The organism is Lentzea alba, from assembly GCF_011067745.1.
Lineage (GTDB): Bacteria > Actinomycetota > Actinomycetes > Mycobacteriales > Pseudonocardiaceae > Lentzea > Lentzea alba.
In genome coordinates, this window is sequence record NZ_JAAMPJ010000002.1 from 136,329 (window position 1) to 150,434 (window position 14,106).

Here is a 14,106-nt window from a genome sequence, read left to right on the forward strand (position 1 = left end):
GCTGCTTCACGGGGGATACACATCGTGGGGAGGTGGCATGGCACTCGTACGACGCGTGGCCGCGGTGATTCCGCTGGTCGGAGCCGTGACCACGGCTGCGGCACTGACCGGAGCGGCGTTCTTGACCGTGGCGCACGCCGGTTGTGACGAGGCCGGCCGCTTCGTCCGCACTGGCGATTCGATCGAGTTCGTCGGCGGCTGCGTCAACGGCGCTGACCTTCCGGCGGCGCCCGCGGCCGAGGCCGAGAACGTGGACAGGTTCAGCGGCTCCAAGAAGCCTTAGCGAGCTTGATGAGGGGAGCTTTCATAAACCTGAGGTTTATGAAAGCTCCCCTCATCAACTTCGTTTGGGGTTAGCCCAGGGCTTCGAGGAGGTCGGCCACCAGGTCGTCGCCGGACTCGATGCCCACGGAGACGCGGACCAGGTCAGCGGGGACTTCCAGCATGGAACCCGCGGTCGAGGCGTGGGTCATCTTGCCTGGGTGCTCGATCAGCGATTCGACGCCGCCGAGCGACTCCGCCAGCGTGAAGAGCTTGGTGCGGGCGCACACCTCGAGCGCGGCCTCCTCGCCACCCTCGACGAGGAACGACACCATGCCGCCGAACCGCCGCATCTGCTTGGCCGCGACGACGTGCCCGGGGTGCGACTCCAGGCCGGGGTAGATGACCTTCTTCACGCGCGGGTGACGCGTCAGGGCCTCGGCCACCAGTTCGGCGTTGTCGGAGTGCTTCTCCATGCGCAGCTCAAGGGTCTTGATGCCGCGCAACGTCAGGTAGGCGTCGAACGGCCCGGGCACCGCGCCGGCACCGTTCTGCAGGAACCCGAACGCCGCGTCGATCTCCTCGTCGGAGGTGACGAGGGCGCCGCCCACGACGTCGGAGTGGCCGCCGACGTACTTGGTCGTCGAGTGCAGCACCACGTCCGCGCCCAGCTCCAGCGGGGTCTGCAGGGCGGGCGAGGCGAAGGTGTTGTCGACGACGAGCTTGGCGCCCGCCTCGTGCGCGACGGAGGCGATGGCCGCGATGTCGCCGATGTTCAGCAGCGGGTTGGTCGGCGTCTCGATCCACACGAGCTTCGTGGCGGGCGTGATGGCCGCGCGGATGGCGTCCACGTCCGAGACCGGCGCCGGCGAGTGGGTGACGCCCCACTGCGAGAAGACCTTGTCGATCAGCCGGAACGTGCCGCCGTAGGCGTCGTTCGGGATGACGATGTGGTCGCCGGGCTTGAGGAACGTGCGCAGCGCCGCGTCGGTCGCACCCATGCCGGAGGAGAACGCACGACCGAAGCGCCCGCGTTCCAGCGACGCGAGGCACGTCTCGAGGGCGCGGCGGGTCGGGTTGCCGGTGCGCGAGTACTCGAAGCCCTCACGCAGCCCGCCCACGCCGTCCTGGGCGTACGTGGACGTCGCGTAGATGGGCACGTTCACCGCACCCGTGGTCGGGTCCGGGTCCTGACCGGCGTGGATCGCCCTGGTGGCGAAGCCGTATGGGGTGCTCATCTTTGAAGGGTACTCACCCATCTGGCGGTCGACGGCAATAGTCCAAGTAGTGAACCGACAACCGCGAACAGCAGCGTGAGCCACACGGTGTCCTGCACGTGCAGCAGGGCGAACGCCAGCACGGGGACGATGGCGCCGAAGGGGAACTCCTGCAGAATCGCGACCAGGACGATGCCGAGCACCACCACGGCACCGATCGGCAGCAGGAACCTGCCGAAGCCCACCCTCAGGCACAGCAGCAGACCGCCGATGAGCAACAGCACGGCGGCGAGCCCCTGCAGCACGAGGAGGATCAGCGGGGTCACGGCGTTGATCAGGAACCCGAACGTCCCCCCGAACTGCGCCAGCGCCCAGATCGTGCCGACCAGGATGACAAGACCGGCCAGCGTGCCGAACACACCGCCGAGCACGCCCGTCGCACCACTCGGGCGCGCCGGACCGGGACCACGACCCGGATGACCTGGTCCCTGATGCGGGCCAGCCCCCGGCCACTGGGAAGTGACCGGGGGCTGGTACGGCTGCTGAGGGTTCACCAACCCTGCTGCTGACCGCCGTAGCCCTGCTGCGGCGGCTGGCCGTAGCCACCCGGCTGCTGGGGCTGCTGCTGCGGGTAACCGCCGGTGCCCGGCTGCTGCGGGTAGCCGCCGGTGCCGCCGCCGTACTGCGAAGCGGTCTCCGGGGCGTTGATCACGATGGACTTCATGATCTTGTCGGCCCAGGTCTGCTTCTTGGGCTCCCACAGCGGGGCGAAGAAGCCCGCGTAGCACGGCAGGGCGTCGACGATGTGGCACAGCTGGCGCACGAACGTCGTACCGCCGCCGAGCGGCTGCATGGTCTCCTCGGAGACCAGCTTGATCTTCGCGACCTTCTTGCCGATCGACTGACCGGTCTGGCCCTGCTTGATCACCGTGTTCCAGATGATGAAGCCGAAGTTGGCCAGCCAGACGATGACGCCCAGGAAGAGAAGACCGGGTGCGTCAGCGCCGACCGCGATGCCGACGATGATGTAGTACAGGATCGTCGCGACGACCGAGGGCGCCGCGATGTCGATCAGGTAGCCGACGAAGCGCGAGCCCCACTCCGCGTAGCCCGTGGGGGGCGGCGGCGCCATGCCGTAACCGGCGGGCGCACCACCGTAGGCGGGCTGGCCGTACGGCTGCTGCGGCTGGCCGTACGGGTTCGACTGCGGAGCACCGTACGGCTGCTGCGGCTGACCGTAGGGCTGCTGCTGCGGCTGGCCGTACGGGTTCGACTGCGGAGCACCGTAGGGCTGCTGCTGCGGGGCGCCGTAGGCCGGCGGCTGCTGCTGCGGAGCACCGTACGGGGGCGACGGCGGCTGGGCGGGGAAACCGCCGGAGCCGGGCCCCTGTGCCGGGAAGCCGCCCGAACCGTGGGCTGCCGCGGGCGGCACCTGGCCGGGGCTGACGACCTGGGTGGCGTCCGCGTTCTGCTGAGGTGCGGCGGGAGCCTGACCAGGCGAGACGACCTGCGTCGCGTCCGGGTTCGGGTTCGCCGCAGAGGGCTGGCCACCTCCCGGGACGATCTGCGTGGCGTCCGCGTTGGGCTCCTGCTGCGGCTGACCGCCGAACTGGTTTCCTGGCGGCTGCGGAGCGTTCATCCGGTTTCCAACCCCCTTGGCTGGGCCGTGTGTGAGTAAGACTGATGATCTGGGGCGTCACGCTATCGGACGCACCGGCTTCTACGCTCAGCGACCAGCCAAGAACCCCAGAATGTCCTGCCGAGTGACCACTCCGGCGGGCTTTCCGTCCTCCAGCACGAGCGCCGCGTCCGCGTTCGACAGCGCGTTCATGGCGATGCCGACGGGCTCGCCCGCGCCGAGCGTGGGCAGCGGCGGCGACATGTGCTTGTCCAGGCGGTCCGCGAGCTGCGCCTTGCCGGTGAACAGGGCGTCGAGCAGGTCGCGCTCGTTCACCGCGCCCGCGACCTCGGCGGCCATGATGGGCGGTTCGGCGTTCACGACGGGCATCTGCGAGACGCCGAACTCGCGCAGGATCGCGACCGCGTCACCCACGGTCTCGTTCGGGTGCGCGTGGACGAGGTCGGGGAGCATGCCGCCCTTGCGCCGGAGCACGTCGCCGACGGTCGCGCCGGTCGAGTCCGGCGGGAGGAAGCCGTAGGAGGCCATCCAGCGGTCGTTGAAGACCTTGGACAGGTAGCCGCGGCCGCCGTCGGGGAGGATCACGACCACGACGGCGTCTTCCGGCAGGTCCTTCGCGATGCGCAGCGCCGCGGCGGCCGCCATGCCGCAGGAGCCGCCGACCAGCAGGCCTTCTTCGCGAGCGAGGCGGCGGGTGATGTCGAACGAGTCCGCGTCCGAGACCTCGACGATCTGGTCGCAGATGGTCTTGTCGTACGCCTCCGGCCAGAAGTCCTCGCCGACGCCCTCGACCAGGTACGGACGGCCGGTGCCGCCCGAGTAGACGGAGCCCTCCGGGTCCGCGCCGATGACCTGCACGGCGCCGTTCGAGGCTTCCTTGAGGAAGCGGCCGGTGCCGGAGATCGTGCCGCCGGTGCCGACGCCCGCGACGAAGTGCGTGATCTTGCCCTCGGTCTGGCGCCAGATCTCGGGACCGGTCTGGTGGTAGTGGCTCGCCGGGTTCTCCGGGTTGGAGTACTGGTTCGGCTTCCACGCGCCCGGGATCTCGCGAACGAGCCGGTCCGAGACGTTGTAGTAGGAGTCCGGGTGCTCGGGCGCGACGGCCGTCGGGCACACCACGACCTCGGCGCCGTAGGCCTTGAGGACGTTGCGCTTGTCCTCGCTGACCTTGTCCGGGCACACGAACACGCACTTGTAGCCCTTGCGCTGGGCGACCAGGGCCAGGCCCACGCCGGTGTTGCCCGAGGTCGGCTCGACGATCGTGCCGCCGGGCTGCAGCTCACCGGAGCGCTCCGCCGCCTCGACCATCCGAAGCGCGATGCGGTCCTTCACGCTGCCGCCGGGGTTCAGGTACTCGACCTTGGCCAGCACCGTGGCCTTGATTCCCGACGTCAGGGAGTTGAGCTTCACCAGCGGCGTGTTGCCGACCAGATCAACGACGTGCTCGACGTACTCCACCGGTATCTACTCCCCTGCTCCCACTCTCCGAGATAGCGGAACGAAGCCTAGCTCTAGTGACGGCGGAGGTTAATTCGAACAGCGGTACCGACGATTCACCGGGAAAGGGGGTGTTGCGGATGATCGGACTCAGGACGCTGCGAGCGGTGGCGATGACCGCCGCGACGCTCGGAGGTCTCTCGGGCGCGCTGGTGGGGTTGCTGAACGAGCAGGGCAGACGCGCTCGGGCGGCCATCGGCCTGCTGGAGCACCTCTGGCCCGCACCGGACGGCGTGTATCTCGACGACGGCACCGATCCGCTGCGGCTGGCCGTGCTCGGCGACTCGATGGCGGTGGGCGTCGGTGTGACACATCCCTCGCAGATGCCGGGCGTGTTGCTGGCCCAGGCACTGGCCGAGGAAGCCGAACGGCCGGTGCGCCTGTCCACGTACGCCATCAGCGGCTCCACCACGCGCGACCTGGTGGCGCAGGTCGACGCGGCCGTGCTGGACGCACCCCGGGCGGCGCTGATCATCATCGGCGCGAACGACGTGACGTCACGGCTGGGCGTCCGCGAGTCGGCGCTCCTGCTGGGCGAGCAGGTCCGCAGGCTGCGCGCCATCGGCTGCGGTGTCGTCGTCGGGACCTGCCCCGATCTCGGGATCGTGCGGCCGATTCCGCAGCCGTTGCGGGCGATCGGACATCGGTACAGCCTGCGGCTCGCGGCGGCGCAGACCGAGGTCGTCAAGCGGGCCGGTGGCCTGCCGGTGTCGTTGGCGAACCTGCTGGCACCCGAGTTCATGGCACGGCACGTCGACATGTTCAGCACCGACCGCTTTCATCCCAGCGCCGCCGGCTACGAGGCCGCGGCGGGCGTGCTGCTCGCGCCGTTGTGCCAGGTGGCGGGCCTGTGGCCGGGCTGGGCCGTGGCGCCGCTGCCGTTGCGTTCCGCGGCGGCCCTGGCGGTCGGGCCCTCCAGGTGGCCGACGTGGCTGCAGAAGCGGCACGCCTGAGTTTCGGAATTCTCGTCACTCGCGCTGGCCGGGGTGAGCGGGCGTTAACTAGGCTCGGCGGCAACCTTGACTCTCAACGAGGAGTTTCGTGATGCCAGAGGCCGTGATCGTCTCCGCTGCCCGCTCCCCCATCGGCCGCGCGGGCAAGGGCTCGCTGAAGGACCTGCGGCCGGACGACCTGGCGGCCCGGATGGTGCGGGCGGCGCTCGACAAGGTGCCGCAGCTCGACCCCGCGCAGATCGACGACCTGATGCTCGGCTGCGGCCTGCCCGGCGGTGAGCAGGGCTTCAACATGGCGCGCGTCGTCTCCGTGCTGCTGGGCCAGGACTCGCTGCCCGGCACGACCGTGACGCGGTACTGCGCTTCGTCGCTGCAGACCACGCGCATGGCCCTGCACGCCATCAAGGCGGGCGAGGGCGACGTGTTCATCTCGGCCGGTGTCGAGATGGTGTCGCGGTTCGCCAAGGGCAGCTCCGACTCGTGGCCGGACACCCACAACCCGCTCTTCGGCGACGCCGAGGCCCGCACGGCCGCCACGGCTGCTTCTGGCGCCTCGGAGTGGGTGGACCCGCGGTCGCTCGACGTCGTGCCGGACGTCTACATCCCGATGGGCCAGACCGCCGAGAACCTGGCGCTGCTCAAGGGCGTCTCGCGCCAGGAGATGGACGAGTTCGGCGTCCGCTCGCAGAACCTCGCCGAGAAGGCCATCGCCAACGGCTTCTGGGCCCGCGAGATCACCCCGGTGACGCTGCCCGACGGCACCGTGGTCTCCGCCGACGACGGCCCGCGCGCCGGCGTCAGCTACGAGGCCGTGTCGCAGCTGAAGCCCGTGTTCCGCCCCGACGGCCGCATCAACGCCGGCAACTGCTGCCCGCTCAACGACGGCGCCGCCGCTCTCGTGATCATGTCCGACACCAAGGCCCGCGAGCTCGGCATCACGCCGCTCGCCCGGATCGTGTCGACGGGCGTCTCGGGCCTGTCGCCGGAGATCATGGGCCTCGGCCCGGTCGAGGCGTCGAAGCGCGCGCTGGCTCTCGCCGGACTGTCGGTGTCGGACATCGACCTGGTGGAGATCAACGAGGCGTTCGCGGCCCAGGTGATTCCGTCGTACCAGGACCTCGGAATCGAGTTGGATCGTTTGAACGTGAATGGTGGCGCGATCGCCGTCGGCCACCCGTTCGGCATGACCGGTGCGCGCATCACCACGACGTTGATCAATTCTCTGCAGTTCCACGACAAGCAGTTCGGTCTTGAGACCATGTGCGTCGGCGGCGGCCAGGGCATGGCAATGGTGATCGAGCGCCTCAGCTGAGCTGGGGTTTTCTTCAAGATCTGCAAATTGACGCTTGCAAGTAGCTCCGCTTCACCCGAACGGAGCTACTTGCCTGCCCCCTTTCTGCCGATGAGATGAATCGTCGCGCAACCGCGTCATCGGGCGAGGGGAAGTCCGTCCCTACCGACGAGCAAGGAGGGGTCGGACATGCCCTACGTGTGGTGGCAAAGCGAATACGACCTGCAGTGCCACGCTTTCTCTCGCGATCAAGCCGACGGTTCTCGCAGCTTTTACGAGGCCGTCTGCGAACACTCGGTGCCCGACGAGCGGGTTTCCCGTGCTCAAAGTGGCGCCCTCTGCACGACCTGCCTGATCAAGGTGGGCACCGAACTGCCGGACGTGCGCTGGCGGGCCTAACCGCTCAGCCGGGCCTTCCAGACCTCCTCGCTCGGCCATTGGCGGGCCCAGGCCGACGACACCTCGTCGTACTCGCGGTGCGGGGGTTCCGGCGCCTGGATCTCGATCAGGTCTTCCACGACGAAGCCGGCCGATCGCAGCAGGCGCAGCATTTCGCCGTGCGGCAGGGTGAACTCCGCCGACGTGCCGTGGTCCACCATCCGGAGACCGAACTGCGGACGCGCCAACGAGGTCTCCGCCGAGCCGCCGGGCCGGGCGCACAGCGCCAGCAACGGTGACCGGTGCAGGAAGACCAGCTGCCCGCCGGGCCGCAGCAGCCGGGCGGCTTCCGGAATCCAGCGGTACGGGTCGCACCACAGAGAGGCGCCGTACTCGCTGATCGCCAGGTCGAACGTGGCGTCGTCGCGCGGTACCCGCTGGGCGTCCCCCAGGATCAACGGGAAGTCCAGACCGAACTCGGCCTGCATGGCGCGGGCGGTGGTGAGCTGGGCGGCCGAGATGTCGATGCCGACCGGGCGGGCACCGAGTCGCGCGAGCCACGCCGACACGTAGGCGGTTCCGCAGCCGAGCTCGATCACGTCCATGCCGGAGATGTCGGCGGGCAGGAGGCGGAGCTGGGCCTCCGGGGTCGCCCACAGACCCCATCGCGGTTCGGTCTTCGACCAGTGGTCACGTGCGAGCGGCCCGTGCCAGGCGGCGGCTGCCTCGTCCCAATGGCGGCGGTTCAGTTCCGTGTGATCAACCATGGGCCGAAGTCCTTTTCATGCCGACAGACACTGGCGCGCTCTCGGTGAAGCCGTGCCGTTCGTAGAGCCGGCGGCCGGGTGGGTCGGCGAGCAGGTTGACGTACGCGTTCGGCGCCTGTTCGCCGATGCGGTCCAGCAACGCGGTCATGATCGCGTCGCCGATTCCTTTGCGTTGATGACGTGGCAACACCGCCATGTCGATGATGTGGAAGTACCAGCCGCCGTCGCTCAGCACGCGGCCCATGCCGACCGTTTCGCCTGATTCCACGTGAATGACGCATGCACTGGCCCAGGCGCCGTTGACGCCGTTCTCCGCTTCTTCGCGGGTTCGCGCGCTCAAGCCTGATTCTTCGCGCAGCCGCAGATAGTCGTCGACGGCCGGCGGTTTCATGACCAGCCGGTATGCGGAGTCCACGAATTCCCCCTGAAGTTGAATTCCCCGAGTTCGTCGCGAGAACGCCGAAGGGGCGCCCCGCCGCAGCGGAACGCCCCTCCGGACAACCCTGACGTCAGTCCGAGTTGAAGTACGACAGCAGGCGCAGGATCTCGGTGTACAGCCACACGAGGGTGACGGTGAGACCGAACGCGATCTGCCACGCGTACTTGGCCGGCACGCCGGCCCGGATCGCCTGGTCCGCGGCGTCGAAGTCGATCAGGAAGCTGAACGCCGCGAGGCCGATGCAGACGAGGCTGAAGATGATGGCGATCGTGCCGCCGGAGCGGATGCCGATGCCGCCGCCACCGTTGAAGAAGCTCAAGACCAAGTTGAAGAGCATCAGCACGCCGACACCGATGATGGCGCCGGTGATCCACTTGGTGAACTTCGGCGTGACTCGGATCGCGCCGGTCTTGTAGACCACGAGCATGCCGAGGAACACACCGAGCGTGCCGATCACGGCCTGGCCGATCACCGCGATGCCGTTGCCGGGCACCACGTTGTCGAGCGCGCGGCCGATGATGTAGCTGATGCCACCGAGGAAGATGCCCTCGGCGACGGCGTAGGCGATCACGAGCGGCGGGCTCGGGTTGCGCTTGAACATGATGATCAGCGCGAGCACGAGGCCGACGATGGCCGCGGGGAACGCGAGGGCGTACAGCCCGGTCACGAAGGTCGCGACGGCACCGACGGCGACCACGCCGAGGGTGATGCCGGTCTTGGTGACGACGTCGTCGATCGTCATCGGCCGCTCGCTGGTCAGCGGCGGCGGCTGCTGCTGGTAGCCGGCTTCTGGCTGGCCAAAGCCTGCGTAGCCTCCGTACCCGCCGCCGGTCGGCAGGTTACGGAAAGCCGGGTTGCTGCTGGAGCGCACCTGGTCCTCCTGGGGCGTTGCTTTACGCCGTCACGGGTACAACGAGCACGCTCGGTGCCAGGTTCCCCGTCGGTAAAGGCGACTTTACCCCCGACGACGATCACACGTGCGCAAATACTGCACCAACTCCGAAGCGTAATAAGACTACGGCGTGTCGCGGCGTGTCCGACCCGAAGTGAGTAACCCCCGTCACATTTCGATCACGTTCACACCCAGAGTGACGACACACTTCCCCCGCGTGGCGGCTTGTCCCCGATGTGGGGTACCGACAAGCTCGCACGCGGGATTAACACAGGTCAGAGGGGATCAAGATCCAAAATGGGCTGGAAACGTCTGGCCGCCGTGGCGATGGTTTCGGGGCTCGCGCTCCTGACCGTCCCCGCGACGGCGACCGCGGTCGGCGTCAAGGGCATCGGCCACAACGCGTCAGGGCTCCAGCCCAACGCCACGCCGGGTAGCGAGTGGCACGGGTCATACATCTGGCAGAACAAGCACGTGTGGTGCGTGCAGTACGCACTGCCCGCGCCGGACAGCAACGTCGGTTACAAGGAAGGCGACGCGCTGCTCACCAAGGCGGGCAAGCCGCTCGCCACCGACATCGCGGCGAACATCTCCTACCTGCTGCTGCGCTACTCGACGACCAAGTCGCCGGACGAGGCCGCCGCCCTCGCGCACCTGCTGCACACCTGGACCTCCCCGGTCGACGGCGACGTGAACCTCGACGCCAAGGACGCGAAGCACCTCGCCTACGACTCGGCGTTCTACGCCTCGAAGCTGCCACCGGTCGTCATGGAGGCCGTGGCACGCCTGAAGGCCGACGCCGAGGTCAACCGCGGCCCGTGGACGCTCACCGCCACCGCGCCGAAGGAACCGCTCATCATCGGCACGGAGTCGAGCTGGACGCTGGCGCTGCTCAAGGCCAACGGCAAGGGCGTCACGAACGCCCCGATCGGCTTCAACCTGACCGACGCCAAGCTCGCCGACGGCAGCGTCAGCGGACAGGCCACCACCGGCGCGGACGGCAGCCCGGCCGTCGTGAAGATCATCTCGACCGGCCCGAACCCCTCGATCACGGCCGTCGCGGCCTCCCCCGCCGACAAGCCGGTCGTGCACCAGCCGATCCCGACGGACAACATGCAGCGCATGGTCACCACCGGTGGCGAGAAGACGCTGAACGCCGCCGCCAACGGCAAGGCCAAGACCGCGCCGGGCATCGTGAAGATCACGAAGATCGACTCCGAGACCAAGAAGTCCATCGCGGGCGTCGCGCTGCGCGTCACGGCCAAGGACCAGACGTCCCCCGCCGTCAAGCAGGACGACACCCCGCTGGTCGGCACCGACGGCAAGCCGCTGGTGCTGCAGACCGGAACGGATGGCACGGTGGCCGTGCCGGACCTGCGCACCCCGCAGGAGATCTGTCTCGTCGAAGTGGCCGCGCCCAAGGGTTACGAGGAGTTCTTCGACCCGAAGGCACCACCGGCCGCGTGCGGCACGGTCGCGGCCGGGCAGACCCTCGCGCTCGAACTGGTGAACAAGCCCAACAAGCCCGTCGTGCCGAGCACGATCCCGGCGGGTGCGGACGGCCAGACACCGGTCGCGACCGCCGCGTTCGACACGAAGCTCCGTCCGGGTCTGCTGCTCGGGGTGGGCGGCCTGGTGCTGCTCGGCGTGGCGCTGGCAGGCTTCCTGGTGTGGCGCAGGCAGTGAGTCCCAAAGCTTTTCTGACCGGCGTGCTGGTGGCGGGCGTCGCCGCCACCAGCGTGCTGGTCACCACGTCCGAGACCGCGGTCCTCAAGGGGCACGCGGTCGCGGACGAGATCCCCGTGGTCGGACCGGGTCCGGTCGCGGACAGCCTCAGCACCGGCCGCGGCGCCGACCTCACCGGGCTGCTCGGCGGGGCGAACACGGACAACGCCACGACACCCGAGCCCACCGCGCAACAACCCGCGCCGCCCAAGGCCGGCCCTGGTTCGGTCCGGCTGCCCGCGGGCGGTTCGGCCACGCTGGTGCGCAAGGAGGTCAAGGACGGCGTGCTGCCGGTGCCGGACGGCATCGGTGAAGCCACCTGGTGGGGCACCGAACTGGCCGGCGCCGAGGGTGCGACGGTGCTCGCCGGGCACGTCGACTGGAAGGGTGCCAGGGGCCCCTTCGCCGAGCTGTGGCAGGCGCAGAACGGCCGCGAGGTCGTCATCGCCGACAGCGCGGGCAACGAGTTCAAGTTCCGCATCAAGCAGATCGAGACCGTCCGCAAGGAAGAACTGCCGGCCCGCGCCGTCGAGTTCTTCGGCCCGCGTGGCCCGCACCGGCTGGTGCTGGTCACCTGCGGCGGGACGTGGATCGGCGGACAGCAGGGGTACGAGGCGAACCGCGTGGTGATCGCCGAACCCGTTCAGTAGTCAGTTGCTCTCACCGCGCAACCCGTTCGAGTGACCAGTCGTCTCCTTAAGTGTGAAACGCTGGGGATGGCTGACCACGGGCTTGGCACTCGCGCTGGCCCTCGTGCTGGTGATGACTCTCGGTCCGCACAAGGACCAGGAGAGCCAGGCGGACACCGGTCCCTTGCCGATGGCGCCGCACCTGCCCGCCCCCAAAGACGCCGGGCCCACGCCGACAGTCCCCGCCCCCACTCCCGAACAGCTGCAGAAGCAGCCGTGGATGCACAAGCTCGCGCCGGGCGAGAAGCCGCCGCAGTTCGTGTTGTTCTCCTTCGACGGCGCGGTGTCCAAGCAGCACTGGGACAAGGTCCTGCCGATCGCGAAGGAGAAGGGCGCGCACGTCACCGGTCTGCTGTCCGGCGTGTACATGCTCGCCGACCAGGACGGGAACCAGTACCAGCCGCCGGCCGGGCTCAAGCGCGGCGTCTCCGACATCTCGTTCGGCGGCAGCAGAAAGGACATCACGGCCCGCATCGGATACCTGAACCAGGTGATCGACGAAGGGCACGAGATCGGCACGCACTACAACGGCCACTTCTGCTCCGGCGGCACCCAGCCGTCCGTCGACAAGTGGGACAACGCGGCCTGGAAAGCGGAGCTCGAGCAGTTCAAGAAGATCGTGGACAAGGCGCGCGCCGCCGGGTTCAAGCTGCCGGTCGACGCCGTCCGGGGTGGACGGACGCCGTGCCTGGAAGGCAACTGGGACCAGGCTTTCCCGGCGATGGCCGCACACGGCCTCGTCTACGACACGAGCAAGGTCGCGCTGGGCGTGCAGTGGCCGTCCGTCCAAAACGGACTGTACGAGTTCCCGATGCCCGAGGTGCGGGTGCCGGGGCTGGGCAAGCAGGTCGTCATGATGGACTTCAACCTCTGGTACTCGCTCAACGGCGCCAAGGAAGAACCGGCGCGCGCCCCCGAGTTCACCCAGATCGTCTTCGACACCTACAAGTCGGTGCACCTCGCCGCGTTGAACGGCAACCGCGCGCCGCTCGTGATCGGCAACCACTTCAACGAGTGGAACGGTTCGGCGTTCTCCAACGCGATGGAGCAGTTCCTCGGGTACGTGTGCGACAAGCCGGAAACGGTGTGTGCCACCTACACCGAGGTGATCCAGTGGATGCAGCTGCAGGATCCGGCGGTGCTGGACCAGCTCCGCCGGATGCCCGCTGCTCGCAACTAGCTCAACTAACGCGACTAGCCGTCAGTCGACAGGATCCGGTCGTCGTTCGCGCCCGGCGAACCGTTGGCGTCCTGGTTGGACGTGCCGAGCCACAGCGTGCCGTCCGGTGCCGCGGCGACCGCGCGCACCCGGCCGTAGCCGGTGAACACGGACGCGGGGGTGCCGAGCGAGGTGCCGTTGACCGGAATCTTCCACACCCGCTTTCCGGTGACGGCGCCGATGTAGAGAGCACCCTTGTACAGCGCGATGCCTGTCGGGCCCGCCTGGCTGTTGGGCCACGTCTTGACGGGGTTGGTCATGCCGGCGACGTTGCAGTTGCCTTCGCAGTTCGGCCAGCCGTAGTTCTTGCCGGCCTCGATCTTGTTCAGCTCGTCGGTCTTGGCGTCGCCGAACTCGGTGGCGTACGCGGTTGCGCCGATCCAGGTGATGCCCTGGACGTTGCGGTGGCCGATCGAGTAGACGACGCTGCCGGCGCGAGGGTTGCCGGCCGCGGGCCTGCCGCTCGTGTCGAACCGCAGGACCTTGCCGCCCAACGAGTTCCAGTTCTGGGCGTTCGGCTTGTTCTGGCCGTCACCCGTGGTCGCCCACAGGAAGCCGTCCGGGCCGAACTCGAGACCACCGCCGTTGTGGTACCTGTTCTTGGGGATTCCGGTGACGATCGGCTCCGGCGTTCCGCCGAGCTTGAGCTTGGAGACACGGTTGTCGTTCGCCGTCGAGTAGTAGATGAAGACCGTGTTGTCCGTGGCGAAGCTCCGCGACAGGGCCAGGCCGAGCAGGCCGCCCTCACCACCGGTCGTCTGGGCCTGTTCCACCGTGTCCAGGTCGGTCACGGTGGTGCCCTTGATCTTCTTGATCTTCCGGGTGTCCCGTTCGGTGAAGATGCCGCTGCCGTCGGGCGCGAACTCGATGTCCCACGGGATGTCCAGCTTCGTGGCGAGTGTGCGCACAGCCTGCGCGGACGGGCCGTCCTGGGCGGAGGCTCCGGGGATCACGCAGAGAGATGCGGCCACGGCAGTGCAGGCTGCCGCCACCGCGATACGACGAGCACGCATGTGTGCTCTCCTTCGGGTCCGCTCGTAGTTGTCTGCGGCGGCGGTGTTGCAGGGCGTGTTCACCCAAGCACACATCGCATGGACTGACAACAGTGATCGGATCTCTGCGTGACCATCCCGATGTGG

Annotated in this window: 15 protein-coding genes; 7 read left to right on the forward strand and 8 right to left on the reverse strand. The window is 68.6% G+C overall.

What is annotated here, in order from left to right; all coding sequences use genetic code 11:
* Positions 1–37: 37 nt before the first annotated feature.
* The gene (locus G7043_RS08915; RefSeq protein WP_166045122.1) at positions 38–283 is read left to right on the forward strand and encodes a hypothetical protein; all 246 of its coding nucleotides are present in this window, start codon (positions 38–40) and stop codon (positions 281–283) included.
* A gap of 70 nt (positions 284–353) precedes the next feature.
* Here G7043_RS08915 and G7043_RS08920 read toward each other — a convergent pair whose 3' ends face one another.
* The 4 genes from G7043_RS08920 to G7043_RS08935 all read right to left on the reverse strand — a co-directional run bounded on the left by G7043_RS08920 (position 354) and on the right by G7043_RS08935 (position 4,575).
* Entirely contained in the window at positions 354–1,499 is a 1,146-nt protein-coding gene (locus G7043_RS08920) for a cystathionine gamma-synthase (RefSeq protein WP_207310904.1), read from the reverse strand.
* A complete protein-coding gene (locus G7043_RS08925; protein ID WP_166045124.1) occupies positions 1,496–1,909 on the reverse strand; it encodes a hypothetical protein in 414 nt (137 codons plus the stop codon). Before G7043_RS08925 ends, G7043_RS08920 begins: the two co-directional genes overlap by 4 nt.
* A 119-nt stretch (positions 1,910–2,028) precedes the next feature.
* Positions 2,029–3,117, reverse strand: coding sequence for an RDD family protein (locus G7043_RS08930; RefSeq protein ID WP_166045690.1), 1,089 nt, complete (start codon positions 3,115–3,117; stop codon positions 2,029–2,031).
* Between the two features lie 87 nt (positions 3,118–3,204).
* A complete protein-coding gene (locus G7043_RS08935) occupies positions 3,205–4,575 on the reverse strand; it encodes a cystathionine beta-synthase (protein ID WP_166045125.1) in 1,371 nt (456 codons plus the stop codon).
* 119 nt (positions 4,576–4,694) lie between these two features.
* Here G7043_RS08935 and G7043_RS08940 point away from each other — a divergent pair, with 119 nt between their 5' ends.
* From G7043_RS08940 to G7043_RS08950, 3 genes are all read left to right on the forward strand, one after another.
* Positions 4,695–5,567 (forward strand): SGNH/GDSL hydrolase family protein, encoded by an 873-nt coding sequence (locus G7043_RS08940; RefSeq protein ID WP_166045126.1) that lies wholly within the window; start codon positions 4,695–4,697, stop codon positions 5,565–5,567.
* A 91-nt stretch (positions 5,568–5,658) separates the two neighbouring features.
* Positions 5,659–6,879 (forward strand): acetyl-CoA C-acetyltransferase, encoded by a 1,221-nt coding sequence (locus tag G7043_RS08945; RefSeq protein ID WP_086662848.1) that lies wholly within the window; start codon positions 5,659–5,661, stop codon positions 6,877–6,879.
* A gap of 168 nt (positions 6,880–7,047) precedes the next feature.
* Positions 7,048–7,257, forward strand: coding sequence for a hypothetical protein (locus G7043_RS08950; RefSeq protein ID WP_166045127.1), 210 nt, complete (start codon positions 7,048–7,050; stop codon positions 7,255–7,257).
* Here the strand turns inward: G7043_RS08950 and G7043_RS08955 are convergent.
* The 3 genes from G7043_RS08955 to G7043_RS08965 form a co-directional block, all read right to left on the reverse strand.
* Entirely contained in the window at positions 7,254–8,003 is a 750-nt protein-coding gene (locus G7043_RS08955; protein ID WP_166045128.1) for a class I SAM-dependent methyltransferase, read from the reverse strand. The genes G7043_RS08950 and G7043_RS08955 overlap by 4 nt on opposite strands.
* Positions 7,996–8,418, reverse strand: coding sequence for a GNAT family N-acetyltransferase (locus tag G7043_RS08960; protein WP_313887762.1), 423 nt, complete (start codon positions 8,416–8,418; stop codon positions 7,996–7,998). The genes G7043_RS08955 and G7043_RS08960 overlap by 8 nt, the downstream gene beginning before the upstream one ends.
* Before the next feature lie 94 nt (positions 8,419–8,512).
* On the reverse strand, positions 8,513–9,313 hold the full coding sequence (locus tag G7043_RS08965; protein ID WP_166045129.1) for a Bax inhibitor-1/YccA family protein: 801 nt from the start codon (positions 9,311–9,313) through the stop codon (positions 8,513–8,515).
* Between the two features lie 318 nt (positions 9,314–9,631).
* Between G7043_RS08965 and G7043_RS08970 the strand changes: the two genes are divergently transcribed.
* From G7043_RS08970 to G7043_RS08980, 3 genes are read left to right on the forward strand one after another with little or no spacing between them, the layout of a single operon-like run.
* Positions 9,632–11,020 carry an MSCRAMM family protein gene (locus G7043_RS08970; RefSeq protein WP_166045130.1) on the forward strand — a complete coding sequence of 463 codons (1,389 nt, stop codon included), beginning with the start codon at positions 9,632–9,634 and terminating at the stop codon, positions 11,018–11,020.
* On the forward strand, positions 11,005–11,709 hold the full coding sequence (locus G7043_RS08975) for a class F sortase (protein ID WP_313887763.1): 705 nt from the start codon (positions 11,005–11,007) through the stop codon (positions 11,707–11,709). The genes G7043_RS08970 and G7043_RS08975 overlap by 16 nt, the downstream gene beginning before the upstream one ends.
* Positions 11,710–11,761: 52 nt before the next feature.
* Complete coding sequence (locus tag G7043_RS08980) at positions 11,762–12,928, forward strand: polysaccharide deacetylase (RefSeq protein WP_166045131.1); 1,167 nt, start codon at positions 11,762–11,764, stop codon at positions 12,926–12,928.
* 14 nt (positions 12,929–12,942) lie between these two features.
* Here G7043_RS08980 and G7043_RS08985 read toward each other — a convergent pair whose 3' ends face one another.
* Positions 12,943–13,980: a PQQ-dependent sugar dehydrogenase gene (locus G7043_RS08985; protein ID WP_166045132.1), complete on the reverse strand. Its 1,038-nt coding sequence runs from the start codon at positions 13,978–13,980 to the stop codon at positions 12,943–12,945.
* Between the last annotated feature and the right edge of the window lie 126 nt (positions 13,981–14,106).

What these genes read in the sequence shown, in the direction of transcription:
- G7043_RS08955 (WP_166045128.1), bottom strand. Translation starts at nt 8,003, where the DNA reads ATGGTTGATCACACGGAACTGAACCGCCGCCATTGGGACGAGGCAGCC.
- G7043_RS08920 (WP_207310904.1), bottom strand. Translation starts at nt 1,499, where the DNA reads ATGAGCACCCCATACGGCTTCGCCACCAGGGCGATCCACGCCGGTCAG.
- G7043_RS08915 (WP_166045122.1), top strand. Translation starts at nt 38, where the DNA reads ATGGCACTCGTACGACGCGTGGCCGCGGTGATTCCGCTGGTCGGAGCC.
- G7043_RS08970 (WP_166045130.1), top strand. Translation starts at nt 9,632, where the DNA reads ATGGGCTGGAAACGTCTGGCCGCCGTGGCGATGGTTTCGGGGCTCGCG.
- G7043_RS08945 (WP_086662848.1), top strand. Translation starts at nt 5,659, where the DNA reads ATGCCAGAGGCCGTGATCGTCTCCGCTGCCCGCTCCCCCATCGGCCGC.
- G7043_RS08985 (WP_166045132.1), bottom strand. Translation starts at nt 13,980, where the DNA reads ATGCGTGCTCGTCGTATCGCGGTGGCGGCAGCCTGCACTGCCGTGGCC.
- G7043_RS08940 (WP_166045126.1), top strand. Translation starts at nt 4,695, where the DNA reads ATGATCGGACTCAGGACGCTGCGAGCGGTGGCGATGACCGCCGCGACG.
- G7043_RS08930 (WP_166045690.1), bottom strand. Translation starts at nt 3,117, where the DNA reads ATGAACGCTCCGCAGCCGCCAGGAAACCAGTTCGGCGGTCAGCCGCAG.
- G7043_RS08950 (WP_166045127.1), top strand. Translation starts at nt 7,048, where the DNA reads ATGCCCTACGTGTGGTGGCAAAGCGAATACGACCTGCAGTGCCACGCT.